This window comes from Mageeibacillus indolicus UPII9-5 (genome assembly GCF_000025225.2).
GTDB classification, from domain to species: domain Bacteria; phylum Bacillota; class Clostridia; order Saccharofermentanales; family Fastidiosipilaceae; genus Mageeibacillus; species Mageeibacillus indolicus.
The window spans coordinates 914,931-941,583 of sequence record NC_013895.2 but is presented as its reverse complement, the minus strand read 5'-3'; the positions used below and the strand labels follow the sequence as shown (position 1 = coordinate 941,583).

The 26,653-nt window shown below is 42.7% G+C and carries 20 protein-coding genes and 1 other RNA gene; 15 read left to right on the top strand and 6 right to left on the bottom strand.

Annotation, left to right across the window (positions count from 1 at the left end; genetic code table 11):
* Positions 1 to 25 precede the first annotated feature (25 nt).
* The 7 genes from HMPREF0868_RS04220 to HMPREF0868_RS04190 all read left to right on the top strand — a co-directional run bounded on the left by HMPREF0868_RS04220 (position 26) and on the right by HMPREF0868_RS04190 (position 11,116).
* Positions 26 to 883: an acyl-ACP thioesterase domain-containing protein gene (locus HMPREF0868_RS04220; RefSeq protein WP_012993463.1), complete on the top strand. Its 858-nt coding sequence runs from the start codon at positions 26 to 28 to the stop codon at positions 881 to 883.
* Between the two features lie 125 nt (positions 884 to 1,008).
* The gene (locus tag HMPREF0868_RS04215; RefSeq protein ID WP_012993462.1) at positions 1,009 to 2,379 is read left to right on the top strand and encodes a DUF4340 domain-containing protein; all 1,371 of its coding nucleotides are present in this window, start codon (positions 1,009 to 1,011) and stop codon (positions 2,377 to 2,379) included.
* Positions 2,380 to 2,430: 51 nt separating this feature from the next.
* Positions 2,431 to 3,609, top strand: a complete 1,179-nt coding sequence (locus HMPREF0868_RS04210) for a DUF5711 family protein (RefSeq protein ID WP_012993461.1) — start codon at positions 2,431 to 2,433, stop codon at positions 3,607 to 3,609.
* Between the two features lie 6 nt (positions 3,610 to 3,615).
* Positions 3,616 to 5,346, top strand: coding sequence for an NAD(P)/FAD-dependent oxidoreductase (locus tag HMPREF0868_RS04205; protein WP_012993460.1), 1,731 nt, complete (start codon positions 3,616 to 3,618; stop codon positions 5,344 to 5,346).
* Between the two features lie 69 nt (positions 5,347 to 5,415).
* On the top strand, positions 5,416 to 7,143 hold the full coding sequence (locus HMPREF0868_RS04200; RefSeq protein WP_012993459.1) for an NAD(P)/FAD-dependent oxidoreductase: 1,728 nt from the start codon (positions 5,416 to 5,418) through the stop codon (positions 7,141 to 7,143).
* Between the two features lies 1 nt (position 7,144).
* Entirely contained in the window at positions 7,145 to 9,166 is a 2,022-nt protein-coding gene (locus tag HMPREF0868_RS04195; RefSeq protein ID WP_012993458.1) for a polysaccharide biosynthesis protein, read from the top strand.
* 60 nt (positions 9,167 to 9,226) lie between these two features.
* Positions 9,227 to 11,116 (top strand): hypothetical protein, encoded by a 1,890-nt coding sequence (locus tag HMPREF0868_RS04190; RefSeq protein ID WP_012993457.1) that lies wholly within the window; start codon positions 9,227 to 9,229, stop codon positions 11,114 to 11,116.
* A gap of 6 nt (positions 11,117 to 11,122) precedes the next feature.
* Here the strand turns inward: HMPREF0868_RS04190 and HMPREF0868_RS04185 are convergent, their stop codons facing one another.
* The 4 genes from HMPREF0868_RS04185 to HMPREF0868_RS04170 form a co-directional block, all read right to left on the bottom strand.
* Positions 11,123 to 12,082 (bottom strand): diacylglycerol/lipid kinase family protein, encoded by a 960-nt coding sequence (locus tag HMPREF0868_RS04185; RefSeq protein WP_012993456.1) that lies wholly within the window; start codon positions 12,080 to 12,082, stop codon positions 11,123 to 11,125.
* Positions 12,083 to 12,187: 105 nt separating this feature from the next.
* The gene (locus HMPREF0868_RS04180; protein WP_012993455.1) at positions 12,188 to 13,141 is read right to left on the bottom strand and encodes a pseudouridine synthase; all 954 of its coding nucleotides are present in this window, start codon (positions 13,139 to 13,141) and stop codon (positions 12,188 to 12,190) included.
* Positions 13,131 to 15,086 (bottom strand): HAMP domain-containing histidine kinase, encoded by a 1,956-nt coding sequence (locus HMPREF0868_RS04175; protein WP_034574135.1) that lies wholly within the window; start codon positions 15,084 to 15,086, stop codon positions 13,131 to 13,133. The genes HMPREF0868_RS04180 and HMPREF0868_RS04175 overlap by 11 nt, the downstream gene beginning before the upstream one ends.
* Positions 15,064 to 15,762: a response regulator transcription factor gene (locus tag HMPREF0868_RS04170; protein ID WP_012993453.1), complete on the bottom strand. Its 699-nt coding sequence runs from the start codon at positions 15,760 to 15,762 to the stop codon at positions 15,064 to 15,066. The genes HMPREF0868_RS04175 and HMPREF0868_RS04170 overlap by 23 nt, the downstream gene beginning before the upstream one ends.
* Before the next feature lie 307 nt (positions 15,763 to 16,069).
* Here HMPREF0868_RS04170 and HMPREF0868_RS04165 point away from each other — a divergent pair, with 307 nt between their 5' ends.
* Positions 16,070 to 17,314, top strand: a complete 1,245-nt coding sequence (locus HMPREF0868_RS04165) for a 6-phosphofructokinase (protein ID WP_012993452.1) — start codon at positions 16,070 to 16,072, stop codon at positions 17,312 to 17,314.
* Between the two features lie 176 nt (positions 17,315 to 17,490).
* Positions 17,491 to 17,870: a transfer-messenger RNA gene (ssrA, locus tag HMPREF0868_RS08240) on the top strand.
* Between the two features lie 67 nt (positions 17,871 to 17,937).
* On the opposite strand, the gene HMPREF0868_RS04160 is transcribed toward ssrA, so the two are convergent.
* Positions 17,938 to 18,570, bottom strand: coding sequence for a hypothetical protein (locus HMPREF0868_RS04160; RefSeq protein WP_012993451.1), 633 nt, complete (start codon positions 18,568 to 18,570; stop codon positions 17,938 to 17,940).
* 293 nt (positions 18,571 to 18,863) lie between these two features.
* On the opposite strand from HMPREF0868_RS04160, the gene HMPREF0868_RS04155 reads away from it, so the two are divergent.
* The 6 genes from HMPREF0868_RS04155 (at position 18,864) to HMPREF0868_RS04130 (ending at position 25,276) form a co-directional block, all read left to right on the top strand.
* The gene (locus tag HMPREF0868_RS04155; RefSeq protein WP_012993450.1) at positions 18,864 to 19,589 is read left to right on the top strand and encodes a GNAT family N-acetyltransferase; all 726 of its coding nucleotides are present in this window, start codon (positions 18,864 to 18,866) and stop codon (positions 19,587 to 19,589) included.
* Positions 19,589 to 20,464 (top strand): RsmD family RNA methyltransferase, encoded by an 876-nt coding sequence (locus HMPREF0868_RS04150; protein ID WP_012993449.1) that lies wholly within the window; start codon positions 19,589 to 19,591, stop codon positions 20,462 to 20,464. The genes HMPREF0868_RS04155 and HMPREF0868_RS04150 overlap by 1 nt, the downstream gene beginning before the upstream one ends.
* A complete protein-coding gene (locus tag HMPREF0868_RS04145) occupies positions 20,455 to 21,156 on the top strand; it encodes an RluA family pseudouridine synthase (RefSeq protein WP_012993448.1) in 702 nt (233 codons plus the stop codon). The genes HMPREF0868_RS04150 and HMPREF0868_RS04145 overlap by 10 nt, the downstream gene beginning before the upstream one ends.
* Before the next feature lie 19 nt (positions 21,157 to 21,175).
* Positions 21,176 to 23,944, top strand: coding sequence for a DNA polymerase I (gene polA, locus HMPREF0868_RS04140; RefSeq protein WP_012993447.1), 2,769 nt, complete (start codon positions 21,176 to 21,178; stop codon positions 23,942 to 23,944).
* Positions 23,944 to 24,570 carry a dephospho-CoA kinase gene (gene coaE / locus HMPREF0868_RS04135; protein WP_012993446.1) on the top strand — a complete coding sequence of 209 codons (627 nt, stop codon included), beginning with the start codon at positions 23,944 to 23,946 and terminating at the stop codon, positions 24,568 to 24,570. The genes polA and coaE overlap by 1 nt, the downstream gene beginning before the upstream one ends.
* Before the next feature lie 109 nt (positions 24,571 to 24,679).
* Positions 24,680 to 25,276 (top strand): hypothetical protein, encoded by a 597-nt coding sequence (locus HMPREF0868_RS04130; protein WP_012993445.1) that lies wholly within the window; start codon positions 24,680 to 24,682, stop codon positions 25,274 to 25,276.
* Between the two features lie 135 nt (positions 25,277 to 25,411).
* On the opposite strand, the gene ychF is transcribed toward HMPREF0868_RS04130, so the two are convergent.
* The gene (gene ychF, locus HMPREF0868_RS04125) at positions 25,412 to 26,506 is read right to left on the bottom strand and encodes a redox-regulated ATPase YchF (RefSeq protein ID WP_012993444.1); all 1,095 of its coding nucleotides are present in this window, start codon (positions 26,504 to 26,506) and stop codon (positions 25,412 to 25,414) included.
* Between the last annotated feature and the right edge of the window lie 147 nt (positions 26,507 to 26,653).

Below are 26,653 nucleotides of genomic sequence, written 5' to 3'. Positions count from 1 at the left end.
GGTAACGATTTTCTTGGAGGCAGGTATGGAAAGCTTGGCTTATAAATTTAAAATTAGAGATTACGAGGTCGATTTTGAGGGCAAAGTACCGGTACATATTTTATTTCGGCATTGGCAGGAGGCGGCTTTAAATGCTACGCCATCTTTCCAAACAGTTCTAGGCGAGAAAGCCGCAAATTTAATTTGGATGTTAGATAATTGCCAATTCGAATATTATAGGCCGATTACTAAAGGAATGAATGTTATTAACTGTACAGCAGTCATAAAGTCAGTAGGCCCATATATATTTCGTAGCTACACCGCTTACGATGCCGATTCGCAAACGCTTCTCGCAACTGGTCTGGGCAAGTGGTATATAGTTGATGCAGGTGATAGAAAAATATATCGATCTGTTGACAAAATTTTTCAAAGCATAAATCATCATGAAAATTCCGCTATGGCCGTGGCTAATACAACTGTATATAAACCGATTGTACCGGTTGATTTGCCTGACTGCAAACATTGGCCAATACCAGAAAGTACGCCTGTAATTACGGCTTTAAAGCAAGCTGAATTCAGTGATTTGGACCGAAATGGCCATGTAAATAATGCCAATTACTGGCGATTTATTTCAGATGCTTTGGTTTCAGCTGCGGGAGAGACCGGTTCGATAAAACAAGGTTCAATTTGTTTTCGACGAGAAATAACTTTGGGAGAACGGTTTAGACTTAACTTCTATAGTTATGATACAATTAACAGAGATGCTGTTGACCATAAGCGTGTCGGGCGCGATTCGCCGACGAATGACGGCAAGTCATTTTTTGTCTGTGGCAAAACTGACAGCCAAAGCAATGAATCCGATGCTAATTTTAAAGCATTCATTTCCTTGGCGCATAATTGGTAATTGGTAGCAGCATGACTATACTAGCCGTATCGAAAGGCTTTCAAGCAGGATTCAACGAAATATTGCGGGCGGATAGTGTGGATGATAATTAATCGACAGCTTTGAATTAATGGTAACGAGGCGATATGTCACGATCACATAGATGGATTTTGCTTTTTATTTTTATGGCTGTGTCGGGTATAGCGATGACAGGCGGAATTGTTGCGTATAACAATATCTTTTCTGCGGAAACGGCTGTTTTTAATTCTGGCGGAGATCGGCTCAATTCCAACAAAAGTAGCAATAACGAGCGAGGAGGGGCTGCACGTATCTTCACTTTCACCAAGGCTGATATAAGTAGAATTGTACTCTATAGTGGCGGCAAAATGAGTTTAGATATAACCCCCAATACACTCGACTTATCCACTTGGGATCTTAACGGCGATCGCCTCCTTCAAGTCGACCAAAAAAAATTAAATAGATATATTGAAGAATTGCTTAATATTAGCTTTTCAGCTAAACAGAGTGCTAACAATTATACTTTAAAAGAACTTGGGTTGGACTATCCTCGCTATGAATTGAGGTTTACTCTACATAACGGTGATGTGCATTCATTAAGCGTGGGCGGTCGGCTTCCGGGAACCACGGCAAGTTATGGTATTATTGATTACAATATCCGTAGTCTAGGGGTGCTGCGCGATCAATTGACTTTGTTGCAGCAAAATAACCGGAATTTTTTTGTCGATAATATTTTCAATATCGAACAAGCTGGAGTGACCGATTTTTATTACTTCAATAGCCAAAGACCGTTGAAACTTTATTTTGTAAAGAACGGTGCAAACTGGGAGCTTAATCGCCCCTATGTCAGGCCTGCGCATCCGGCAGAATTTCAGGCTCTTTTGACCAATCTTTTGCATTTAAACGCCTTAGCTTATATTGATGCCGGAGATATGAAATATTTAAATCTTAATTCTACTGAACCACAGTACACCTTTGTCATAGGGCAGGGAAGCAAAAAAAATAAATTGGAGATCTATACGGATAAGTTGGGAAACTATTACGGGCGAATCGACGATAAAGAATTCATGTGTGTTTTACCAGAAAGTCTTAATGTTTTAATCAACAAACCGGTTAATTTCTTTCTGACATCTTTATTTGATCTGCCGGATTTTGACGAAGTCGGCACAATTCAAGTTGATTATGGCGGTAAAAGTGTTGTTTTTCACAAGAAAGGCAATAGCTGGCGACGAGGAGAGTCTCCACCGGATGAAAATATGCAATCAGCCCTCAAAGTTTGGTATAATAATTTGGCTCAGACTACCATTATATCCACTGCCGACCGTCCGCAAGATACAATCAGCTCTTATTCTTGCTATATACAAACTGATCGTGGCAAAAGTAAAATCTTAGAATGGCATAAGATTAATTCAGAAGCAGCATTGTTATGGATAGACGGTAAAGATACGGGCGTGGTTACTAAATTGCCACCTTGGCCTGCCAAATTACAACTTGATTAGTTATAATCAATTCGAGTTGGCAGATGTTACGACGATTATAAAGGAACAGTTATGGCTTTAACCGTAAAAAAATCTACAATCAAGCGTAGACGGCACTCTCGTTCAGGCTTTCTAACCTTGGTCATGTTAGTGATAATTCTATTTTTGATGGTGGCGGTTATTTTACTTCAATTCCCTTTTTTTGCAAATAAAGGAAGGCCGCGTATCGACAAAGAGCAGATCTCCGGCATTGAAGCTTTCCCGCTAGATGCGGTGAATGCCAAGAATACCTATGCTTTGCCTGGTAATCAGGTGATGAAAGTGAGTGATGGTCAGATTCAGTTGACCAACTTGCAAGGTGAGGTTGAACTGTCGCTTGACGGTAATATAACTGACCCTAAATTATTGATCCGAGACAATATGTTTTTGTTGGTCGAACAAAACGGTTTCCATTATTATTTGTTTAAGGATGCGGAACTGGTGTATAGTGGGAAAACAGATCATCCTATTATTTCGTACAATTTTGCCCCTGACGGGCATGCTGCTTTAGTAATGGAAGCAGAAGGGACGAAAGGGTTGGTTTCGGTGCTTGACCCTAAAGGTGAGTTGTTGTTCACACTTACAGTTCAAGATAACAAGGATTCAGGTTTTGTGCTGTCCACCGCCTTTTCCTACGACTGTAAAAGTCTTTATGTGAGTATGATAAATGTAGCCGGTGCTGTCCAAGAGCCTATCATTAACGCTTACAGCTTGGAAAACCAAAATTTGGCTAAAATTATTGCTCAGTATAAACCGAGCGTGAAGTCGCCGCTACCTTTAATTTATTCATTTGATGATGGCAACACTGTCTTTGCTGGAGCGGAAGCGATGGTCTTATTGCGTTCGAGCGAATTGTCACAACCAGGTAAATTGAACGGCTTTACCCATGGCGGAAAAATGAAGGATGCTTTTTTCTTTATCGGGTCAAGCAATGCCGCCGGGCCTTATTATTTTAATGTGGTAAAGAATTTGGCGAAGTTTCCAGGTAAGACGGAAAATGGTTATCAGCTGCCGGATATCCCACGTGAAGTTCAGTCTAACGGAAATTACGTTGCAGTGCTGGTTGGGGATGATATGTATCGTTTTTCAGCTGGGTCGCCAAATACGCCGGCGGTCTTTGCGATGCAAGGTAAGGTGCAGCATTTTGCGGTGGACAGTCATGGCAATATTTTATGTGTTTGTTCGGACGGCGTACGTAAAATTATCAATTAGTTCAATATGAAAGATATGAAATTGAAATTTGATGTGATTATTGTTGGTGGTGGGGCTGCCGGTTTTACAACGGCCCTTAGCATTATTCGGCCTGATCTTTGGCCGGCTCATTTTCCTCGTTCTGTTTATTCTAGTAATAATTTGCGTCCGTTGCGAATTTTGCTGATTGAAGCTCAATCTGATTTGCTGCGCAAGCTCGCAGCAACGGGTAATGGCCGTTGTAATTTGGGAAATTTGCATGTAACTGCTGCTGATTATCCGACTTTTACTGTGGTGGACGGTTGCAAGGTGGACGGTTGCAAGCCGGATGATTTAACCAAAGATTTGCCGGTGCAAGCTCTTAATTTCTGGTCACCGCGTGACACTGTTAACTGGTTTTTGAATATGGGGCTGGCTTTAACTGCTGAAGAAGGAAGGTTGTACCCTTATACTAAACGGGCGGCTTCGGTGCGTGATGTAATGCTCAATTGTTTTTGGTCAAGTCAGCGAGATAACACCTGGCAAAATACTTGTGAAGTATATTGTGACACCGCGGTTAAGTCTGTTTCTTATGATGGCAATAAATTTAAATTGTTACTCAGCTCCGATCGATGTGTTATCACCGATAAACTGGTTTTGGCTGCTGGGGGTGAAGTTCAACCTTCAGGCAAACATTTTGCCGGTTCTGGACTGGCGTTGGCTGAAAGTTTGGGGTTGGTGCTAGATCAGCCTCGACCGGCATTGGTGCCTTTGCAATTAAAGCACCCACTCAAACGTGTGGCGGGACTTCGCTGCCATGGAAAATTGACCGTCAGACGTCTTAATCGCACCGATATCGCCGGGGCAGACGGTATTGATTTATTCAGTGACCAAGGTGAAATTCTCTTTACCGATTACGGGCTGTCTGGTATACCGGCCTTATCCTGTGCGGCGGCCCTTGGCGTGCCGGCTGGGCCAGAGTCAGTTACTGTGGCGAGTGATTCGGTCGGGAAAAAAGGAGGAAAATCTTTGCTGGAGGAAGTGGCTATTTTGGATTTTTTCCCGGAATGGTCAGAGATGAAATTATCAGCTCAGCTGGTATATAACGCATCCGTTCATGCAAAATCTACATTTTCAGCTGACGTCGACTATTATCAAGCAAACTGCCAAACCGATTATCGTTCCAAGGAAAGTTCAGCCTCGCGTGCCGATATTAAGCAGCGATTATCGGAACTATCTCATTATGATCAAATATATTTTACGGAAAATGAATATCAAGCAGCATGCAGTGGACTATTGGATTTGAACTTGAGTAAAGAAATATGGTATAGGCTGAACAATTTTGCCAAGCCTAAGTCGTCTGATAAACATTTAACAGGCCAGAATTACCAATACAAACACAGGGGCGATTTTTGCGGCGTGGCTGTGGAAAACTATAAGCCTTCGACTTTAGGCCGAGAATACCGGCAGTCCATTGGTGGCGAACCAGTAATAAGTGTGGCAGAACTTTCATCCACTCTCAAGCATTTCGTAATGATGTTAGCCGGTACCAAAGATTATAGCAATGCTCAAACTAATGCAGGGGGTCTTAAATTAAAACAGTTTAAGACGAATTTTGAAGCAAGGAACATACCAGGTTTATATGCCGTAGGTGAAATTTTATCTGTGACCGGGGTGTGTGGAGGGTATAATTTACATTGGGCTTGGGCAAGCGGCAGCCGAGCGGGACTTGATTTGCTCAGACGATTAAGCGAAGGAAACGCTAGGTCAATTACCTGATTGGCAAGCTCAGCTAGATTACTTAGAATAAAAATAATATTTATTTGCTTATATTAATTGAGGTAATTAATGTTTATTGTAGAAGGCAAGTTGCCGCCTGATTATACTTCTGACGATGTTGAAAACATGATTCGCGATGAAGCACCGCGAGCAGTTAGACGCATGCTTTCAGCTGGTTTCAGCTGGCGATATAAGCGACTTAGTTTAGATGCACGTACCGGAAGACCGTTGCACTATGCGTTACAAGTGGAGGTGTATCTAAAAAATGAGCAATTGCCGCCGAAAAATGTCATTGAATGGCCAACTAAATTTCCTGCGGTTGGAAAGTTAGTTGGGAACTCTGAATCAGGCGCAAAGCAAAGCAATACAAGTATGGAACATCCGATTGTCGTAGGCTTAGGGCCGGCCGGAATATTTGCCGCACTTTACTTGGCGCGAGCTGGATTTAAGCCGATAGTAATTGAACAGGGTAAACCGGCTTACGACCGTTTAGATGATGTGCATGAGTTTTGGCAAACTGGTCACCTGAATCCTTTCAGCAATGTTCAGTTTGGCGAAGGTGGGGCTGGTACGTTCTCAGACGGTAAACTGCATACAGGTATAAAAAGTCCTTGGATAAAAACCGTTTTACAGACTTTTGTGGCTGCCGGTGCCGATGATGAAATCCTTTATTCCTCTCATCCTCACATTGGTACTGATCGTTTACCTGAGGTTATTACTAATGTACGAAAGATGATCGAAACTATGGGCGGAGAAGTGCGCTTCAACGCAGTTTTTGAACGTTTAATTGTTGAAGACAACCGTGTTTGCGGCATAATATATCATGATGCAATAACTGGGAGGCAGACTCATCTTGCCGGAAGTGAGGTTGTTTTGGCAATTGGCCACAGCAGCCGTGAGACATACTTCAATTTAGCTGAGCAAAATGTTCCTATGCAAGCCAAGCCGATGGCGATTGGTGTTCGTATTGAACATCCCCAAGAATTAATCGATTTTAGCCAATACAAAAGTAACTACGAAAAATATAAAGATGTTTTGCCTCCTTCGCCATATAAGCTTACCTGCCGGGTGCCGAATGGAAGGGCGGTTTATAGTTTTTGTATGTGTCCAGGTGGAGAAGTAATTGCCGCTGCTTCACAATCAGGTGAAGTGGTTACTAATGGAATGAGCAATTCAAGGCGGGATGGTTACTATGCCAACAGCGCCTTGCTCGTCAATGTAACTCCTACTGATTATCAATCCTTTGTGGAAGAACACGGTGAAAATATTTCCGATGCGGTATTGAAAAAATGGGCTGAACGGGTTAAGTGCTATCCTGAGCTAGCCGGCATCTTTATGCAGGAGTATTTGGAGCATGCCTGCTTTGAGCGGGGAGGGCGTACTTATGCCGCCCCGGTTATGTTGCTTAAAGATTTTATGCCAAAAAATCTGAAACTATCTTTAAGCAAAAAAACTTTTGAAGATCAAGGTGAAACCTATCGCCCCGGGGTAAAATACGTTGACTTTATTAGCATATTACCTAAATACATCATTACAACATTACAATATGGTATCACTTCATTCGCACAAAAAATACTTAACTTTGATTATCCATTGGCAAGACTGTACGCGGTAGAATCTCGCAGTTCATCACCGGTACGACTTAATCGCGACGAAAACAGGGAAAGTTCACTTGCTGGATTATATCCGGTAGGTGAAGGAGCAGGGTATGCCGGTGGTATTACTTCAGCAGCAGTAGATGGATTGCGCTCGGCTGAAGAAATAGTTCGTCGCAAAAATGAGGGCAAAAGGGGATAATATGAACCTGTTAAACAAGTTTAAAATTAAAAATGATGCTAAAGCGAAAACGCTTTATGATAAGAACTACGAGCAACACGATAAATCTCTTCTTTATCGCAGTGTTAGAATGGTTCTGCCCCTACTGTTGGATGCTTTGCTGCTAAACTTAGCCTTTGCGGCAGTAATCATTTTCTTCAAACTAAGTTTCGGCGAAGAATTTGGTGCTTTTTACAGCCTAAAATATTATTTCAGTACCTACATCCAATTTACTTGCACTGCCATCGTCATAAATATTCTGCTCGGCAGTTATCGTAACGGATGGGAAGTGGTGAACTTGCATTGCTTTTGCCGCTTGTTTTTTAACGTATTGATTTCATTCGGAGGATATTATTATTGCCGTAATATGATTTTGGCAATGCCGCTGTCGAAGGCTTTTGCAGTCGGACAGGCAGTTCTTACTTTGATACTTTGGCTGCTATTCAGACATCTTGTCTATAGAATCAGGAATTGGTTACCGCGTTTTACCGATAGTCGTCTTTTACTGGCGAAACGTACTTTGATTGTAGGTGCCGGGGTTGCCGGTGAAAGTATAGCCAAAATTTTATTTAATGATCCGACTAATCGAGGTAATCCGATAATTTTTGTTGATGATGACAATGGCAAAATCGGCCGGCGAGTGGCTGGGATAAAGGTTGCCGGGGGAAGGGAAGATATTCCACGTCTGGCCAAAATATACGGGATTGAAAGAATAATCATCGCTATACCATTTATTTGCGAGTCGGCTTTGCGTGAAATTTTGGCCTATTGTCGGCAAAGTGACTGCGAAATTATAAAATCAAATTTCGGCGATTTGGCCGAGATAAGACGGCAGGCCATGACCTCTTTGCATGATGATGATACGGCTGATATGAAAGGCGGCCTGGATTCGCATACTGGGACCGGCGAACAACTGAACTATGATAGTTTTGCCGAATTACTGGCTGACGCTGAAAAACGTCCTGAGCTAATTGCAGCGAATCAAGTCCAAGACTTAGGCTCTTATCGTTGCCTTGGTGATATTTTATCAACAAAACCTATAAAAAAATCTATTAAACAAAATTCCTTCGACAGTGCGATGAAAGGTGGCATTTTAACCGAAACTATCATGCGTAAGCCTATACCGTATAATCAAAATAGTTTATATAATCAATATGTAGGTAAAACCGTGTGTATAGCCGGTTGTGGTACAATTGGCCAAGCTTTACTGAATGAACTGGTTAATTTGGAACCAGCCTGTATTATTTTGATGGACAACTCAATGATGACCTTGGCCAATCTTAGGCCTTTGCTTTCTTCCTGCTCACCCAAAATTAAAACGGTTTTGGTGCTTGGTGATGTGAGTAGTCCTGAACATCTGCAGCAAGAATTGTCGGATTATACGATTGATTACTATTTCAATTGTGTTGACTACGGCAGCTTTCAACCGCCCCTGATGATGATAAGCAGTTATGAACGTAATTATATCGGTGCAGCCGCCGCTTTAGCCGCATATGCTGCTAGGCATCAGCATACCACGCGTGGCTTTGTCCAAGTCGGTACCGAACTTTTGCCAGTTCTTAATGCAACGGTAGAAAGGTTGCTGAAAGATATTTTGGCGGCCAATGATATTCCTTATACAACAGTTGCCGTAGGGCGGGTTTTGCGACGAAATGGTAATTCTATGATGCGAGTTAATTTGACTAGGTCGCAGCAAGATCTACAATACTGGCAAGGAAAGCAAGAGCAGGGGACAAAATCTGGCAATACTGCAGGAGAGATAGCTACTCTTTTGCTCCTTTCGATGAACTATGTCAAGTTGAATCATAGCCTGGAGATTAACTGGCCGCCTGAAACAGGTTCTGAAACAGGTTCTGAAACAGGTTTAAACAAGAGTAACCGTGCAGGCTCGGCAAGTTTAACAGAGCTGGACGAAAGTCCATCCGAGGAAATTAACATCTCTTTGCAACCAGGCCTGCGCCCAAGAGCAAATTTTCACAAAATATATGATAATATTTTTATGTAACAAATGTTTTTACAACGGCAGTATGCTTTATTCAAGTCTCTAAATTGTGATAGGCAAATTATGAGTGTAATTCATAAAAAATTTTTCTGTATGCGCTATGTTATAGCCGGTTGTTTGGTTGTTCTTATGATAGCGGCATCTTTATACCATAAAACTCTTGGGCAGCTGATCCGGGGCGAAGAAGATGCTAACTTATATCGTACCTATGATCAACGCATAATTATTGGAACTGATGGAACGGCAGCGATAGTGACTGCAGCAGGGAAAACCGTCTATCTTCCCACTGATGCCACAGCTTTTGCTCCAAGGCAAGGTGAATTTATTGCGGAATTGAATCGCCCTGCCCAAACTTTAAGCCTTATCAAGATAAAAAACGGTGAAAAAACGCTTTTGGCCTCTCACGTATCGCATGCGATTTGGAGTTCAGATGGAGAGTACTTGTATTATTTTAAAGAAACGGCCAATGATGGCCGCGTTGTGTACGGATCATATTACGTTTACGACACGACGGCCAAGCGAAGCTATTTGGCTGCATCCTACGTTGAACGCGACAGTTTTATAATTTCTAGTCTAGGCAAATACTTTGCTTGTGTAAAGAAAAGTGACGAGGGCAGTTTTTCGGTGATTTTGCAAGACATTAGAGGTAAAGTGCTGTTTAGCCATGCAGGAAGAGTTCGCCAATTGCCGCTGTCGATAAGCGAAGATGGCCGGCTTCTGCTATTGTTAAATCCAACAAGCCCTGCAGGTAACAATAACTTACAAATTGAGTTTTGTAAGACAGGTGGACAAGACAGCGAAAGCAATTATGAAAAGCGCAAAATTTTGACTATCGCATTAGCCGCTAAGGAATTGCGCAAGCTTGAGGTTTCAAGCAATCTTTCTGGCAATGAATACATATTAAAGAGCGATGCGGAAATTTGGGCATATGGTGCCAATAAACTGGTGCGCTTGAGCGACAGGCCAGATAGCAGTCTGCTTCAAACAACGGAAAATATCATTTATTCGCATCATTATGAGTATGGGTCTGTAACCTTCGATCTTAATGTATATAAAAATAAAAGTTTGTTTCCTTTGCTTATGCAACAAAATGATGATTTATTGTATTACAGAAAATCGGGCGAGCAGGCTTTCGTTGAGCAACTCAGGCCGTGGGCTAAAGCGGAAAGTGATGCGATGAACAGGAAAGAAAATACTGATATTGCATCAGATCGAGGTCTGCTTGTCGGAGAATACGGATTTTTGTTTTATGACTGTGGTGAGGGTGGGAAAGACAAGACCGGAATTTATTATGCTGACTATTCGAGTAAAGCTCGTCATCCAGTCATAATCGGCCATAAAATAGCGGAGTGGGGCTTCCGTTTAATTAACAATACCGGCAGTAAGCTGTTGGCACATGACGGTAGCAAAGGAGAAAAGCGGTTGCCTGATGGAGCAGCCGGATTGGGCTATGCGCGCACACTTGACAATGAGTTCTATATCTTTTACTACCGAAATGGTGCTTTTCACCGTCCTATATCACTTGGAAAAAAGATCAAGCAAGGAAACGGCGACTTTTCTTTTACGGCTGACGGCAGAAAACTGCTTTATCTGAGTGAAAACAATTTACTTAAGGAAGTTAGTTTGCCGGAAGTGGGAAATGAAGAAAAGGAGCTAAATTCAGCAGTGCACAACTTCCCGGAACGCACATTGGCGCAGGATATTGCTCAGTTTGTATCTATTAATGCCGGTAAGGAATTATTCATAACGGCTTGCCTGCCTGTAACAACGCCGACGGAAAGCTCTAACAAAGCGTTCATCGACAAAAAAACAACAGCCACAAGTCGGACCTTGGCTGAGACAAATGTTGGCACCACGCGTATTCAGCTGATTGAAGCCGGAAAGACCACTGAGATACTACCTTCAGTTTATTTCCCACTTAATATGTTCCATTTTAGGTGGATTACATCTTAATTCGCCTTACGCCTCAATATTAGTTGAACTTCGCCCAAATGAAGTCGGAATCATAATTTTTACTGCTTGGTGATGAATTTTTACTGCGACATCGGTGAATTGACCGCCGTATTCACCGTCAATGGTCCAAGGAATTTTCTGCTCAGAGCGAAAGTGAAAAGAAGAACCGTGCAAAAAAATGGCATCATCGTTGCCATTAGGTATGTTAACCAAAATTTTGGCCATCGTTGCTGTTCGCATGAATTGCCATGACGGATCGCGAATTAGCAATAACTCAAATTCCCCGTCAGCAATGTTTACTTGTCGATCGGAAAGTTTGAGCAACCCACCAATTGAACGACTATTGCTGAGCGCCATGAACAGAAACCGTCCATTGATTTCAACTCCATCGACGGTTACGGAAAAGTCATAGGATGTCAGATTGGACAACCCCTTTATACCTTCGATTATGTAAGCCAAGTGCCCCAACTTTTTCTTCAGCTCTGTGGGAGTAGTGTAAGAAATATCACTGAAGGCTCCGAATGAGGCGACATAGGTAAAATAACGTTCGCCAAGTTGTCCTATATCTATGGCTAAAGGCTTGGCTGTTGCCAACTGTTGAACCGCTTTGGTCGGATTTAGCGATATCTTTAAAGTGCGGGCGTAGTCGCAAGTTGTACCAGCAGGTATAATAGCGAGAGGGACTCGAAATTCCGGTGGTAAACTCATCAAAGCATTGATAACTATATTAACTGTACCATCGCCTCCCAAAGCGATAATCAAATCAAAATCCGGAAGCATCAGCGGCAGAGCGGTGCGTAAATCGGCTGCTGATTGCGGAGGCATCAAAGTTACAATATATGGCAATTCAGCAAGACTTTTAATTACGGCTCCCAAGGCAAACGTATTTCCGCCTTTGCCTGATTTATAGTTGATTATAAGTAAAGCACGTTTCCTTCGGTCAGTTTTTGAAAAAAGTTTACCCATGGTATTCCTCGTTAATAAATGTAAGCTAAGTTTCGGTAAATTCAGCATTTGACGATATTGCTTAATTCCCTGAACTGGCGGAATTTCCTGAATCGCCTGAACAGCCTAGCTGCCTGAATCGCCTGAATTGCCTGAACTCCTGCTTTGCACGGTTGACATTTTTTGCTGAAGGGAGGCGGACTCGCTTGAGCCGATTAATAACTCATCTAACTGACTTAACTCTGGGTAAGTTAAATATCGCCAAGCTCCGACGGGCATTTTGCCCAAAGTTATATTCATGATCCGGCGACGTTCCAATTTTACTACCTTATAGCCGCAATATTCACACATGCGACGGATTTGACGATTTAACCCCTGGGTCAAGATGATTGTCATAGTTGTCGGATTGAGCAGCTTGATGCGGCAGGGAAGCGTTACAACCCCTAAAATTGGTACGCCGGTACGCATAGTTTGCAAAGCTGCCTCAGTGAGCGGCTTGTCAACTTCTACGCGGTATTCTTTTTCATGGTGGTTGTGTGCCCGCAATATTCGGTTGACAATACTACCGTCGTTGGTGAGCAAAAGCAAGCCACTTGAAGCTTTATCAAGCCTTCCGATCGGGAAAATACGGATAGGGAAATTCATGTATTCAGTTATGTTTTCCGGTTCACGCGAATCGGTAGTACAGACAATACCCTTCGGCTTATTCAAGGCAATATAAACACGTTGGGGATAATTGGACGTCGCCTGATTGTCATCTTTTGAAGTTAAGCGGGGAGGAGATGCTTTACCGTAAGGCGCATAAGGTAAAGGCGCGCATTCAACTTTTAATGGACGACCGTCAAGTTCAATTCTATCTGACTGTGGATCAACCATTTCCCCCAAACCGGCAGTTTCCCCGTTGATTGTTATCCTGCCGTCAGCCAATAGTTCATCTGCTGCTCGTCGAGAAGCGATGCCTAAACCGGCAATATATTTATTAATTCTAATTTTTGCTGCCATTATTTCTATCTCATTTTCAATTTCGTAAGATCGGCCTGATTTTTCCGTACTCGTTAGTCCATTAAGGTCATTCAGCATTGTTTGCTTCGTCAGATGATGTATGGCTGGACAAGTCGGCACCAATTTTATTTGCCGCTCCGCCAGAGCCAGACAATGGTTTGTCGATCGGACAAGCATCTTGGTTGTTATAGACGGCAACTGAGATGTAGAAAGCCGCTCCATGCCCCAACTCGCTTTCGACCCACACTTTTTCTCCGGTTTTTTCTGTTATTTCTTTGACAATAGAAAGCCCCAAACCTGTACCTATGGAACCGTGCGATTTATCGGCCTTGTAAAAACGTTCAAAAACATGTGCTTTGTCTTCAGCTGCGATACCTTTGCCAGTATCTTGTACAACAATTATTATGCGATCATCTTTGAGGGCTGCTCGCAAAATAATGTCTCCGCCGGGAGGCGTAAACTTGCTGGCATTATCCAAAAATACGTAGATTATCTGTTCGATACGATCTGGGTTAACATATGCTAAAGGCAGATTGCAGTTAGGCAATTCTAAGGCAAAGTTAATTTGCTTTTCTTTGGCTACAGATGAAAATTTGGCATACAGATTTTCAAGCAAAGTTTGCAACTGACAAGGCTCTAGCTCGATAACTGCTTTGCCAGATTGCAAACGTGAAAGCTCAAGCATATCGTCAATCAACCGCGCCATCCGCAATACTTCGTCATAAATAATGTGGTAATAGCGTTGCAAACGGTCTGGATCCTTGATTAGACCATCGATAATCGGTTCAACCATACAACGAATAGCTGTAAGGGGAGTTTTCAATTCGTGAGAAACGTTTGAAACATAGTCCCGCCGTGTTTGCTCTAACTGTTGTTCTTTGGTGACATCACGGAATAGACCTACTACTCCTTGGAAAGTTTTGTCTGCACTATGCAGGAGCAGCAATTGCCCGAACAACAACAGTTCACCGACTGAAATTGTAATGTATTGAGTTGTTCCGGTCGCTACAGCTTCATTGATTGCTTCCCGAATATCTTCTACCGGTAAATCGTTGATAGAACTGCCGAGTTCCAGGTTCTGACATTCTGAAAAATATTCTCGAAAGACAGGGTTCAAATGCGCTAAATGCAATTTGGCAGTGTAGGCTATGATTCCCTCATTCAACCCGTTAAGTATTTGCTGCAGGCGATTGGATTCGGCTTCCAAGTCGGCGATGTTTAATTGCAAATGATCGGCCATCTGGTTGATTGATGTGGCCAGCTCGCCAAATTCCGCCTGACTGTTAATTTCTGCTCGTTTTGACAGATCACCGTCAGAAATTCCTTTGGCCACATCTCTTATCTGCAACAGAGGGCGGACAATCAAAGTTATATAGTAATAAGCTGGAAACGCCATCATGCTTAAGGTAAGTAAAAACGAGGCCAAAAAAGATATTATAATTGGTGATGATGATGTTTGATAATCATCCATGGAGCGAAATGCATATATACCGCCTAAAACCTCTTCCGGGCGGTCATCTTTGGTGATTGATAAAATTGGTACCCCGACACAAATTACGGTGTCGCCGTTATTTTCTTTGCCGAGTTTAGTGGTGAAAATAACCTTTTGTTTAGCTTGAATTGAGTCAACGAATGTGCCGATATGATTATTCAACAAAGATAGATCCTCAGGTGACCATTTTGCGTTTGAGGGGCGGCGAGGCGTGCTCCAAGTGACGTCCTTGTTCATATCCATGGCAATACCTGTCTGCAACAGATCAGGTGCCGTGCGCAAAAAATGGTTGAATGCATCAGCTGAAATTGTGCCGTTCTCATATAATGCAGTTTCCCGGCCGACAACCTGAGCTTTTTGTGTCAACTCATTAATGATCGCACGATTGTGATAATGGCGGTTCATAAAGTTGTACCAGACCAAAATCAGGACAGCCGAAAATACAATCGCCATTATCAGAAGAATAAATGTGCGACTTAATACAAAACTTTTGCGAAAATCCGACAGTTTATACTTTCCCGACAGTCTCAAATTTGTAACCTAATCCGTATACGGTTGACAAAGCCCACTTGGCATTGTCAACATTTATTTTTTGACGAATACGCTTGACATGAGTATCGATTGTGCGTAAGTCACCTTCATAATTATATCCCCAAATTTTTTGCATAATATCCTCGCGACTTATGACTTTGCCGGGGTTGCTGGCCAACATATAAAGTATTTCAAATTCTTTAGGTGTGAACGGAACGACTTCACCTCGCACTTTAACTTGGTAGTTAAAGGGAGTGAGTTCTAGATCAGGCAGCTTTAAGCAGTCGGAACTGGTTACGGGGGTTTCAGTGATGCGGCGCAATACCGCCTTGATTCTGGCGACAACCTCCCGTACACTGAAAGGCTTGGTTATATAGTCGTCGGCACCTATTTCCAAACAAACAACTTTATCAATCTCTTCACTTTTAGCTGTAAGCATGATAATAGGGACATTACTCATACGTCTAATTTCACGACAAACGTCAACGCCGTTCATCTCAGGCATCATCATATCCAAAACTATAAGATCTGGATTGTCACTGTGAAAATGCTCAATCGCTTCACTGCCATTATAAGCGGAACTATGCTTAAAACCTTCATTATCGAAATATAGTGACAAAGACTCATGAACAACCGGATCATCGTCACAGATAAGTATGTGTGGACCTTTTGCCATGTTGACCTCCGTAAATTATCTTAAAATACGCTTAACATTATATCAAATTATCGGCGAAATTTCACAAAAATAATTCGGTTAATTTTTATTGTGGCTAAGTGTGCTATAATAAAGTGCAACAATCGAACAAATGATTTGTAATATTACGATGCCTTCTACGAAAGCCGAATATTTGAAGTGCGATTGTAGCACATTATTTACTGTGTGTACGCTAAACACAAAAGCTGAATATGAAAAGAGGCCTGAAATTAACGGTAAACTTGCTGTTCATATCACTTTAGTAATTTAATAATTTTAGGAGGAAATTATGTCAGAATTAAGAGGTAATGCAATTTTCGGCCAATCCGGCGGACCCACTTCGGTCATCAATTCAAGCGCAGCCGGAGTTATTACGGAAGCGCTTAAACAAAAGGGTGTAATTGATAAAGTTTACGGGGCGGCCAACGGTATCGTAGGCATTTTGCACGAGAACTTTTTTGATATGGGGCAAGAAGACCCGGAAGAGTTGATGCTGCTTAAGACTACGCCTTCATCGGCACTTGGATCATGCCGTTACAAATTGGCTGATGCTGAAGTTGATGATACAGACTATAAACGTATACTTGAAGTTTTTAAGGCCTATAATATCCGTTACTTCTTTTATAACGGTGGCAACGATTCAATGGATACCTGCAACAAAATTTCCAAATATTTGCAAAAAGCCGGTTACGAATGCCGTGTTATGGGCGTACCTAAAACGATCGACAATGATTTGTTCGGCACGGATCATTGCCCGGGCTTTGCTTCTGCGGCAAAATACATTGCGACATCAATCATGGAAGTTTATCTGGACGCCCGTGTTTACGATATAGGAATGATTACTTTCATTGAAATAATGGGGCGCAATGCTGGCTGGCTTACGGCAGCTTCGGCTTTGGCTGGCTATAAGGGTTATGGGCCTGATCTGATTTATCTGCCAGAAGTTGATTTCGATTTGGAAAAGATGACTGAAGATGTTGAGCGCATTTATAAACAAACCGGCAAGGTTATTGTAGCGGTTTCGGAAGGCGTCAAAACTAAAGAAGGCAAATTTATTCCGGAATTGGTCGGTGAGGTAAAAGTTGATGCTTTCGGCCACAAACAAATGGGCGGTACCGCCAGCGTATTAGCCAACTACATTACGCAAAAAATCAACTGCAAAGTCAGAGCGATTGAATTGTCTTTGTTACAAAGATGCGCCGCTCATTGCGCTTCCAAGACTGACGTTGAAGAATCTTTCCTGTCTGGACAAACTGCCGTACAGGCGGCCGTTCGCGGCGAAACCGACAAAATGGTCGCGTTCAAACGGGCTGCAGGCAAAGAGTATAAATGTGAAATCGTCTTACTACCTTTAGACCAGGTAGCTAATACCGAAAAAAGGGTCCCGGCGGAGTGGATTACCCCGGCCGGTAATTATGTGACGGACGACTTTGTCAAATATGCTTTGCCGCTGATCGCCGGTGAATCATCATCACCTAAGGAAGACGGCTTACCGAGATTTGCTCGTCTGAAAAAAGTTTTGGCAACTAAGTAATGATAATTATAGGGTAGAGCTGGAGGAGCAGGCTCAAAGCAGTCGTGCCGTGTCGCGTTGATGAGTGTGAATGCACTTGGTGACGTTTTATTTCGTTCTTGAACTGAGTGCGGCGGTGAACTTGCTTTGAGCTTGCACTGTTTTACCGCTTCAAGTATAATTCAGTTCATAGATATGGGGATGCACCGGTTTCGACAGGGTGACAGACCCTGAGACAGCGGGTAGTGGATTCTCGTTGGCCACTTTAATAAACGAGAGTGCAATCTAATTGCAAACAAAAACTATTCTTACGCTGCTGCTTGATTTCAGCGCGTCATCGCTCCGTTAGATCTGCCTGACGGAAACTGCGGTGTCAACTGCAGACCTCACTTCCTAGAGGTTAAGGAAGGCAACCTGATTACCTAAGCTTTGCCGTAATCTTGTATTTATGAAGCTACCTAGCCGGAAATTTTGCTTCTTTAGAGATGGCCGGGGAATATTTTTGAAGAAGCTGCACCCGGAGAAGTTTCAGGCAATGGTGCTTTGGACAGGGGTTCGATTCCCCTCATCTCCACCAAGTAAAATAACCACTACACATGTAGTGGTTATTTTTGTATAAACGGCAATTTACATCTAAACCTGCCTCAACTCAACAAGGCTGGAATAATACAGCTCCGTATTAGCAGGAAAAGAGCGAAAATTAATATTATATCTAAGACAACGAAGATCCAATACTTGTCGATCCTATATTTGAACTCATCCATCTCGAATGAAGTGTGGATAAACTGAATAGTAGTACATGCACTGGCGAGTAGCACCACGCTGCTGATCGAGGGTGAAATGAAAGCGAGAATACAGGAAATTATACTGAATATGACCGTGGGGGTTTGAGTCGCGCCGAGCATAAACAGTATGTCCAAAAAATTGGAAGTGCCGCGCAAAAGAATGCTGATGACATGCCACAGAGCGGCCAATAACGCAAGAAGAATAAAATTAACTAGGAGCATTATCAGAAAAGTTTTGCCGGAAGGATAGGCGTCGGCAATGATTTTAATTGAGACAGAGTTAATAAAAAATTTTTTGAAAGTAAACATCCAAGCCAAGCTGTTAAAAATAAGCTGACCCAACATGATCAGGATAAGGCTTGGCAAACTCAGTGATCCTCTTTCGTAGATAAGACGAGTGGGATGAGGACTGAAAAAATGTCTGATAAGATTGAGCAACTCGTTTGGATTGAAGCGAACAGCTTGCAAAGTCGGTACAAAATTATTATTCATAATCCGTCTCCTTGTATTTCACCATATGGACTTATTGTAATCCTAAAGCTACAACTTTTATGAGCTTATTAAAACTCTGTTCATAAATTTTAACATGAGTTAGAGCAATAATGAACCCTGCTGTGATATGTTATACTATTAAAAGATGGCCAGAAGTGGATTTCATATTAGATGGCCAGAAGCGAATTTCAAATGGAAGTTCTAATTCTGGTTGCTAGCTGGAATGAAACCCCAGCCGATACTCATACCATTGACCTAAACCCTTGGTACAAAAACTTTGCTAATGAGGTATTATGCATAAATTTAACAATCTACTCGATATTTCTGATCCTGCATGTGCATCGGATTCTTCAGGTATCTCAGATGTTTTCGACGATATAAAAAAATCAGCCGCAGAGGGTGTGACAGGCGTATGTACTCCTAACGTGGACAATTCCATTCCATCTCAGGGATTCTGCCTTACGGGAAACAAAACGCTTCTGCGGCCATTGGCCAAGTGCGATCTTGCGGCTATAGAAACATTGCTGACAGATGAACCGACAATGAGAATGTACCTGCCGACATGCTGGCGAATATTTCGAAATGAACAAGCGACTGCACTTTTGCAAGACTGGCATGATAATTCAGAAAATTTTGTTTGGGTCATTGTTGAAAAACTTAGTCGGGAACCGGCCGGTGCGTTTAATTTATCTGAAGTTGATTGGCCACAGCGTCATTTGGATGTTGGCCTAGCAATCTTACCAAAATTTCGCCGACTCGGCTTGGGCTTGGAAGCTACAGGTATAATGATCAACTACTGCTTTAATCAGCTTAATATGCATCATCTTACCGCTCATATTATCGAGGACAATATTCCTTCACACCGCTTATTCCAAAACTGTGGATTCCGTTCGGAAGGTTCTTTGCGTGAACAGGTTTTCCGTGACGGTAAGTATCTGAATATGGACATACTTGGACTTTTGCGGTGCGATTTTATCAAAAACACTAAAGAAAATTTTAAAATTAAGGAGAACACTTGATGGACAGATGGATAGACTTTCAGTTATTGGATGCCGGAGGAGGCGAAAAGCTGGAAAAGTGGGGGCATTATATCCTGCAAAGACCTGATCCTCAAGCAATTTGGTACCGACCGGAATGGAAAACCGTTGATGCGACATACGTCCGCTCGCCTGAAGGCGGCGGCAGTTGGACGCAAAATCATGTGCCTCAAAGCTGGCTTATTAGATATCCTAGCCTATGTGGCGAGCTTAGGTTCAACATATCATTGATGGGGTTTAAACATACCGGCTTATTTCCTGAGCAATCAACTAACTGGGATTTCATGCAAAAGCTTATCGCTGAACGCAAAGAAAGAAATCCGGCGGCGCCGATAAGAATTTTAAATTTATTCGCCTACACTGGCGGAGCTACATTGGCCTGTGCAGCTGCCGGAGCCACTGAAGTCGTTCATGTTGATGCTTCTAAAAGAATTATCGGAATTGCCAAAAAAAATGTTGCTGACAGTAAGTTGACCGACAAATATATCCGCTTTATCGCGGAGGATGCCAACCGGTTTGTTGAGCGTGAGATACGGCGTGGGCGCGTTTACGACGGCATTGTTTTGGACCCTCCAGCCTATGGGCGCGGGCCAAACGGTGAGTTATGGCAATTTGAAACATCTATTGGCAGTCTAATAGATAATTGCGTGCGACTTTTAAGCAGACAAGCTATTTTCCTTGTTCTGAATAGTTATACTACCGGCCTAACCGCCGGCGCATTGCAAAGCATAATGAATCTTAGTGTTAAGGCGAAGTTCGGCGGCATAACAGAGGGAATAGAGCTGATTTTGCCGGCAAAACGACGAGATATATTTTTACCGTGCGGCTGTACTGGTAGGTGGCAACCATGCAACTGATCGAGCCTAAAGTTATTTACTGCGACAACCATCTTCTGGCTGTGTACAAACCGGCCGGCTATTTGTCACAAGCTGATGGAACGGCGGCTCCTGATATTTTGGCTTGGAGCAAAGCCTACGTGAAAAAGAAGTATGACAAGCCAGGTGACGTTTATTTGGGCCTTGTACACAGGCTTGACCGTCCGGTGGCTGGAGTGCTAGTCTTGGCCCGTACTTCCAAAGCGGCCGGACGCTTAGCGGAACAGATAAGAAGTCACAGTTGGCAAAAGATTTACTTGGCGATTTGCCATGACGAGCAAAGAACATTGGCTGCCGGCGAACGGTGGGAAGATTATATATTTAAAGATAAACGACTTAATTCCGCAGCAATCGTGGATCGCGGTCACCCAGAAGCCAAGTATGCGGCGTTAAACTATGAATGCATTCAACATTCCGGAGATTTAGCCTTGGTAAGAATAAAGCTCGAAACAGGCCGATCACATCAGATTAGAGTTCAATTCAAACATCATGGGCATCCGCTTTACGCCGATCGTCGATATGGAGTGAGTGGGGAACACGGCGATATTGCATTACTTGCTTTTCAACTCAGGCTATTACATCCCACCACTAAAGAAGAACTTATTTTTACTGCAGAATATCCTAAAGGAGAACCGTGGAAAAGATTCACGCCGTCTGTAGGTATTTTACAATAAACAGAACGAGGGAAAATTTATGCAAGGCCGGGATTTACTTTTAATAGACGGGAACAGTTTAATTAATCGGGCGTATTACGGAGGCACAGAATTAAACCTAGCAGATGGTACACCTATTGGGGCTGTTTATACTTTTTTTAACATTGTCTTGCGTTATGCCAAAGAATTACACATAACTCATCTGGCGGTGGCCTTTGACTTACCTGAGCCGACTTTTCGTCATAAATTGTTTCATTCCTACAAAAGCGGACGCAAACCGATGAGTGATGACTTGGCGACCCAATTCACCTTCTTAAAGATGATTTTGCCGGAGCTGGGTTGGGCCTGCTACAGTTTGGCCGGTTATGAAGCTGACGATATTTTGGGCACGTTGGCCAAACAGAGTTGTTCGGAAATGGAGCATGTGTATATTTTGTCCGGTGATCGGGATACGTTGCAGCTTGTTGATAGCAACATAAGTGTAATTTATCCTGGCCGTCACAGTGCAGTAACTTTTTATACCCCGGCTAGGCTGCAGGAAGATTTCGGCTGTACTCCGAAAAGTTTCATTACTTACAAAGCTTTGCTGGGTGATACTTCCGATGCTGTTCCTGGAGTGCCAGGCATTGGCAAAGTCAGTGCCAGCAAAATCGTCGGTCAGTTTTCATCCTTAGATGAAATATATGAAAATTTGTCGGCTTTTTCGCCTAAAGTGCAGGCAAAATTAGTTGAAGGTCGAAATACTGCCTATCAGGCTTTAGCACTAGTTACTATTAATTGCGCAATTCCGTTGAAATGGGCGTTGGCCGATCTTTCGCTTGCCGGTAGCCATGATAAGTGGCGAGAAGTTATAAAAAAATACTCGTTTAATTCATTGCTCGAAAAAATGAATGTCCTTTATTCAGCAGCTCAGGTAGAAACTGATAAGAAGGAAACGGCCTTAGCTGATAGCGATACTATTGCTGATGAGAAGATTGGCGCGACAGAGAAAAATTCATTGCCGAATGAAAGCGGCACTCAGGAAACGAGTACACCTGCTTTATATAGATTTATCAATACTGACGAATGGCGAACTTGGCTGGAAAACGCCTCGCCCATATTGATTATGGCCGAACGATATCCATCAATATATATCGCAGATCCTGAACAACATGTTTATATATGTATAGATCAAACAATATTTCCTGATTTTTATGCTTGGTCTGAATTGAGTGGCAAAAAGATTTTATGCTTCAGCCTAAAGCAGATCCTACAACGTTTTCCGGCTTTGCTTTCTGAAAATAATTGCGTCGATTATACTACTGGAACAATAATTGATTTATCTATACTTGCCTATGCTTGCGGTGATGCCCAAAAGGTTGCCTACTTGAGTGATTTGGCGGAATTATACAGGTTAAATTATCCTATTTCAAGCGAAAATACGGGAATGAAAGAGTTACCGGAAAATAATTGTTCCATTTCTTCCGCTGAGGCTGAGGCTCAGGCTCAGGCTGTTGCTGTTGCTGATTTGAATAAGGAACTCATCTCATATTTTAATACGATAATCGCTGTTTACAGCTTGGTAAAATCGAAAATTGAAAGTCAGGGATTAAACTATTTGGTTAGCCAAGTCGATTTACCGCTGGTAGAAGTTTTGACTCAGATGGAAAGAGATGGGGTAGCCGTTGATGAGGCTGTATTGCAGCGTCAAACCGAAGCATTTTCAAGCGAAATTGCTGACATAGCTGATGAAATATATAAACTGGCTGGGCATGAATTTAATCTTAATTCTCCCAGACAGCTAGCAGAAGTCCTATTTAATGAGCTAGGGTTGCCAGGAGGGAAAAAACTTAAGTCAGGATATTCAACTTCGGCTGAAGATCTCATGCACTTGCAAGATTTACATCCTATCGTCGATCTCATCTTGCGCTATCGCATGCTTAGCAAATTATTGTCTACCTTCATAGTAGGCTTGCATAAATACATTGCAGCTGATCATCGGATACACACAACTTTCCACCAGACCTTAACCCAAACTGGCCGACTAAGCAGTTCCGACCCCAATTTGCAGAATATCCCCGCACGAACGGAAGAAGGTCGCCGAATAAGGGCGGCGTTCATAGCCGCTCCGGGATGTATACTTATAGATGCTGACTATTCACAAATTGAGTTGCGTTTGTTGGCTCATCTATCCGGCGATACAGCTATGCTCAAAGCGTTCGCCGCCAAAGAAGACATTCATGCTCTGACAGCCGCTCGGGTTTTTCACATGGATCCCGTAGATGTAACATCCGAACATCGGCGCGTTGGTAAAACGATAAACTTCAGTATAGTATACGGTATCTCGGCCTTTTCTTTGGCGCAGGATCTGCACATTTCAGTGGCGGAGGCCAAAAATTATATTGCCGAATATTATGCAACCTACCCACAAATCAAGGCCTATTTAAACGATTTAGTCGAACGAGCAAAAATCGATGGCTATGTGGAAACGATGTTTAAACGGCGCAGATATATTCCGGAATTAAAATCGAAAAATTACAATCGGCGGCTGTTCGGAGAACGCGTAGCAATGAACACTCCGATTCAAGGTACAGCTGCTGATATCATGCGGTTAGCAATGGTTAATCTTGCACGAAAGCTGCGGGAGAAAAAACTTAAGTCGCATATGATTTTGCAAATTCATGATGAGTTGGTTCTTGAAGTGCCTGAGCCGGAATTTGCCGAAGTGGCGGAGCTTCTAAGGAATGAAATGGAGCGAGTAATTGATTTGAAAGTCAGTTTACCGGTCGAATTGGAATATGGTAAAAACTGGTTGGAGGCTAAAGGCTGATGTTTACAATAGGAATAACAGGCGGGATAGGGACTGGCAAGTCGGCTGCCGCCCATGTATTGAAAAATTGGGGTATACCGGTGTTGGATGCTGATGCCGTTTCGCATCAGGTCACTGCGGTGGGTGGGGCTGCCATACCGGAAATTGTTGCTACTTTTGGCTCAACAGTAATAAGCGACACGGGGGAGCTTGATCGCGATGCGGTTGCCGATTTAGTGTTCCATGATCGCAAATCTCTCGATACCTTGAGTTTTATAGTACATCGCCACGTTATTGCAACAATGCACGCTGATCGGGAAAAGCTGATTGAGGCTGGTAAAAAAATATGTGTTTTTGATGTTCCGATACCATTAAAAGATGGCTTTTTGGATAGTTGTGACTTTATTTTGGTAATAACGGCTGATTTACGTACACGTCTGCAGCGGCTACAAGCGCGCGGACTACCGGAAGAAAAGGCCAGACAGCGAATGGCGGTTCAGTTAAGCGAACAAGACTATGCATCAATGGCTGATGCTTTAATTGATAATTCCTCTACGCTTGAAGATTTGCGCGAACACCTTCGTGCCGCTTTAGAGCCTGTTTTGACGGTACGCGGGATAAATATTAATTATGACAAAAATGAATGATTTTTGCTTTTTCAACATAAAATAATACGTGATTTAAGATTTTACTTGCAATTTTGTACGAGCCTAAGGTATCATTAGTTTAACGAACAAATCAGCAAGGGAAATATCAATGAAGTGTAACATTCTAAAATTAGCCTGTTTGGCGAGTTTAACTGCTACTTTGGTACTGAGTTCTTCTTGTCAGAACTTTGACGATGTCCCGATGAATACTGCTTTTACGGAACCGTCGGAAAATCTGATAATTGAGGAAGGTACTGCGTTTGTCTTTGATAAAAATGCGCCTCGAGCAGTTGCCATTCCTGTGCCTGGCGAAACGGCACCGATTTCTATGGAAGAAAAGTTTGCAATTGATACCATTCCAGGCTTTTTGTGGCGGGCACACCATTCATATCTCGCTCCAGAAAATGATAATGAACTTGTGTATATTGATTTGAATTTGCCGCCGAAATTAGTTTCACTTGTGTTTGATGCGTTTAAAGCACAGGCGGTGGCCAATAATGTTAAGGACGAAAAAGTTTTGTTGTGGCCGAGTGACGGTAAAGTAAAACCTGGTTACATTAAAATAGCTGCTACTCTAGAGAAAATTTCCGATTACTCTTTTCAGCTCAAAACAGTTAAATTCTCTGACAGCAAAAAATTAGGCGAACTCAATTTTTTAGTGCAATCCGTTGATCAAGGAAGAACTTGGCGCTATAAAGTCTACTGATTGTGCAAAATCTAGTGATAAATTTCATAATGAATTGACAGTTACAGAATTGATTTGCATCGTAAAAAGCCACGTAAATTTACGTGGCTTTTCATTTGCGTCTATTGCGATGTATAACCTTGCTATTTTAAAGTCTTAAACGTTGAAGCGGAAGAGAACGATGTCGCCGTCTTTCATGACGTAATCTTTACCTTCCGAGCGCACCAGCCCTTTTTCCTTACAGGCAGCCATACTGCCAAGCGCATGCAAATCATCATAAGCGACGACTTCGGCCCGAATGAAACCACGCTCAAAGTCGGAGTGAATTTTTCCGGCCGCTTGCGGAGCTTTAGTTCCACGGATTATTGTCCAAGCCCGTACCTCTTTGGGACCAGCCGTAAGGTAAGAAATCAAATTGAGCAGGGAATAGCCTGACTTCACAATTTGGTCCAAACCTGATTCAACGATGCCGAGATCTTGCAAAAACATTGCCCGTTCTTCGTCATCCAGTGAGGCAAGTTCTTCTTCGATTTTGGCACTGATGGCTATGCAGGCTGCCTGTTCAGCGCGTGCAATTTGCTGAACCGCAAGAAATTGATTATTTTTCTCAGGAGCGGCCAAATCGTCTTCTGAGACGTTAGCTACGTACAAAATAGGTTTGGCTGACAACAATTCAAGATCAGTTATCTCTTCTTTCTCTTCATCGGAAAGTTCGACACTGCGAGCCGATTTGCCGGCGTCGAGAGCCTCTTTAATTCTTAATAGAACTTCCAACTGGGCTTGCGGTTTCTTGTCGCCGCCCTTCATAGACTTTTTTACTTTGTCAATACGGCGCTCAAGATATTCTAGATCGGCTAAAATCAGCTCTAAAGAAATTGTCTCAATATCGCGTTTGGCGTCAGCACTACCATTGACATGAATTACGTTTGGATCATCGAAACAGCGTACGACGTGAATTATGGCGTCAACTTGACGAATATGAGATAAAAATTTATTGCCCAAGCCTTCGCCGCGACTTGCTCCAGCCACTAAACCGGCAATGTCAACCAACTCCAGTACGGCCGGCGTGTATTTTTCTGGTTTATACATCTCAGCTAAGAAATCGAGCCTCTGATCTGGCACTGGGACCACACCTACATTAGGTTCTATTGTGCAAAAAGGGTAGTTAGCACTTTCCGCACCTGCTTTGGTTATAGCATTAAATAAAGTACTTTTACCAACATTAGGTAATCCGACAATTCCAAGTTGCATTATTCTTGTCTCCTTATAGACGCGATTATAACAGATAGGAAACTCCCTCTCAAGCTGCTTTGTCTTGCCTTGTGTTGATTCTTGTCGAAATTTGTCGGCAAAAATTAGTTTTGGCAATGGTAAATTCAGCGTATGAAAAAAGACTTG

Coding starts and splice junctions, on each gene's coding strand:
- HMPREF0868_RS04220 (WP_012993463.1), top strand. CDS start 26: ATGGAAAGCTTGGCTTATAAATTTAAAATTAGAGATTACGAGGTCGAT.
- HMPREF0868_RS04215 (WP_012993462.1), top strand. CDS start 1,009: ATGTCACGATCACATAGATGGATTTTGCTTTTTATTTTTATGGCTGTG.
- HMPREF0868_RS04210 (WP_012993461.1), top strand. CDS start 2,431: ATGGCTTTAACCGTAAAAAAATCTACAATCAAGCGTAGACGGCACTCT.
- HMPREF0868_RS04205 (WP_012993460.1), top strand. CDS start 3,616: ATGAAAGATATGAAATTGAAATTTGATGTGATTATTGTTGGTGGTGGG.
- HMPREF0868_RS04200 (WP_012993459.1), top strand. CDS start 5,416: ATGTTTATTGTAGAAGGCAAGTTGCCGCCTGATTATACTTCTGACGAT.
- HMPREF0868_RS04195 (WP_012993458.1), top strand. CDS start 7,145: ATGAACCTGTTAAACAAGTTTAAAATTAAAAATGATGCTAAAGCGAAA.
- HMPREF0868_RS04190 (WP_012993457.1), top strand. CDS start 9,227: ATGAGTGTAATTCATAAAAAATTTTTCTGTATGCGCTATGTTATAGCC.
- HMPREF0868_RS04185 (WP_012993456.1), bottom strand. CDS start 12,082: ATGGGTAAACTTTTTTCAAAAACTGACCGAAGGAAACGTGCTTTACTT.
- HMPREF0868_RS04180 (WP_012993455.1), bottom strand. CDS start 13,141: ATGCTGAATGACCTTAATGGACTAACGAGTACGGAAAAATCAGGCCGA.
- HMPREF0868_RS04170 (WP_012993453.1), bottom strand. CDS start 15,762: ATGGCAAAAGGTCCACACATACTTATCTGTGACGATGATCCGGTTGTT.
- HMPREF0868_RS04165 (WP_012993452.1), top strand. CDS start 16,070: ATGTCAGAATTAAGAGGTAATGCAATTTTCGGCCAATCCGGCGGACCC.
- HMPREF0868_RS04160 (WP_012993451.1), bottom strand. CDS start 18,570: ATGAATAATAATTTTGTACCGACTTTGCAAGCTGTTCGCTTCAATCCA.
- HMPREF0868_RS04155 (WP_012993450.1), top strand. CDS start 18,864: ATGCATAAATTTAACAATCTACTCGATATTTCTGATCCTGCATGTGCA.
- HMPREF0868_RS04150 (WP_012993449.1), top strand. CDS start 19,589: ATGGACAGATGGATAGACTTTCAGTTATTGGATGCCGGAGGAGGCGAA.
- HMPREF0868_RS04145 (WP_012993448.1), top strand. CDS start 20,455: ATGCAACTGATCGAGCCTAAAGTTATTTACTGCGACAACCATCTTCTG.
- polA (WP_012993447.1), top strand. CDS start 21,176: ATGCAAGGCCGGGATTTACTTTTAATAGACGGGAACAGTTTAATTAAT.
- coaE (WP_012993446.1), top strand. CDS start 23,944: ATGTTTACAATAGGAATAACAGGCGGGATAGGGACTGGCAAGTCGGCT.
- HMPREF0868_RS04130 (WP_012993445.1), top strand. CDS start 24,680: ATGAAGTGTAACATTCTAAAATTAGCCTGTTTGGCGAGTTTAACTGCT.
- ychF (WP_012993444.1), bottom strand. CDS start 26,506: ATGCAACTTGGAATTGTCGGATTACCTAATGTTGGTAAAAGTACTTTA.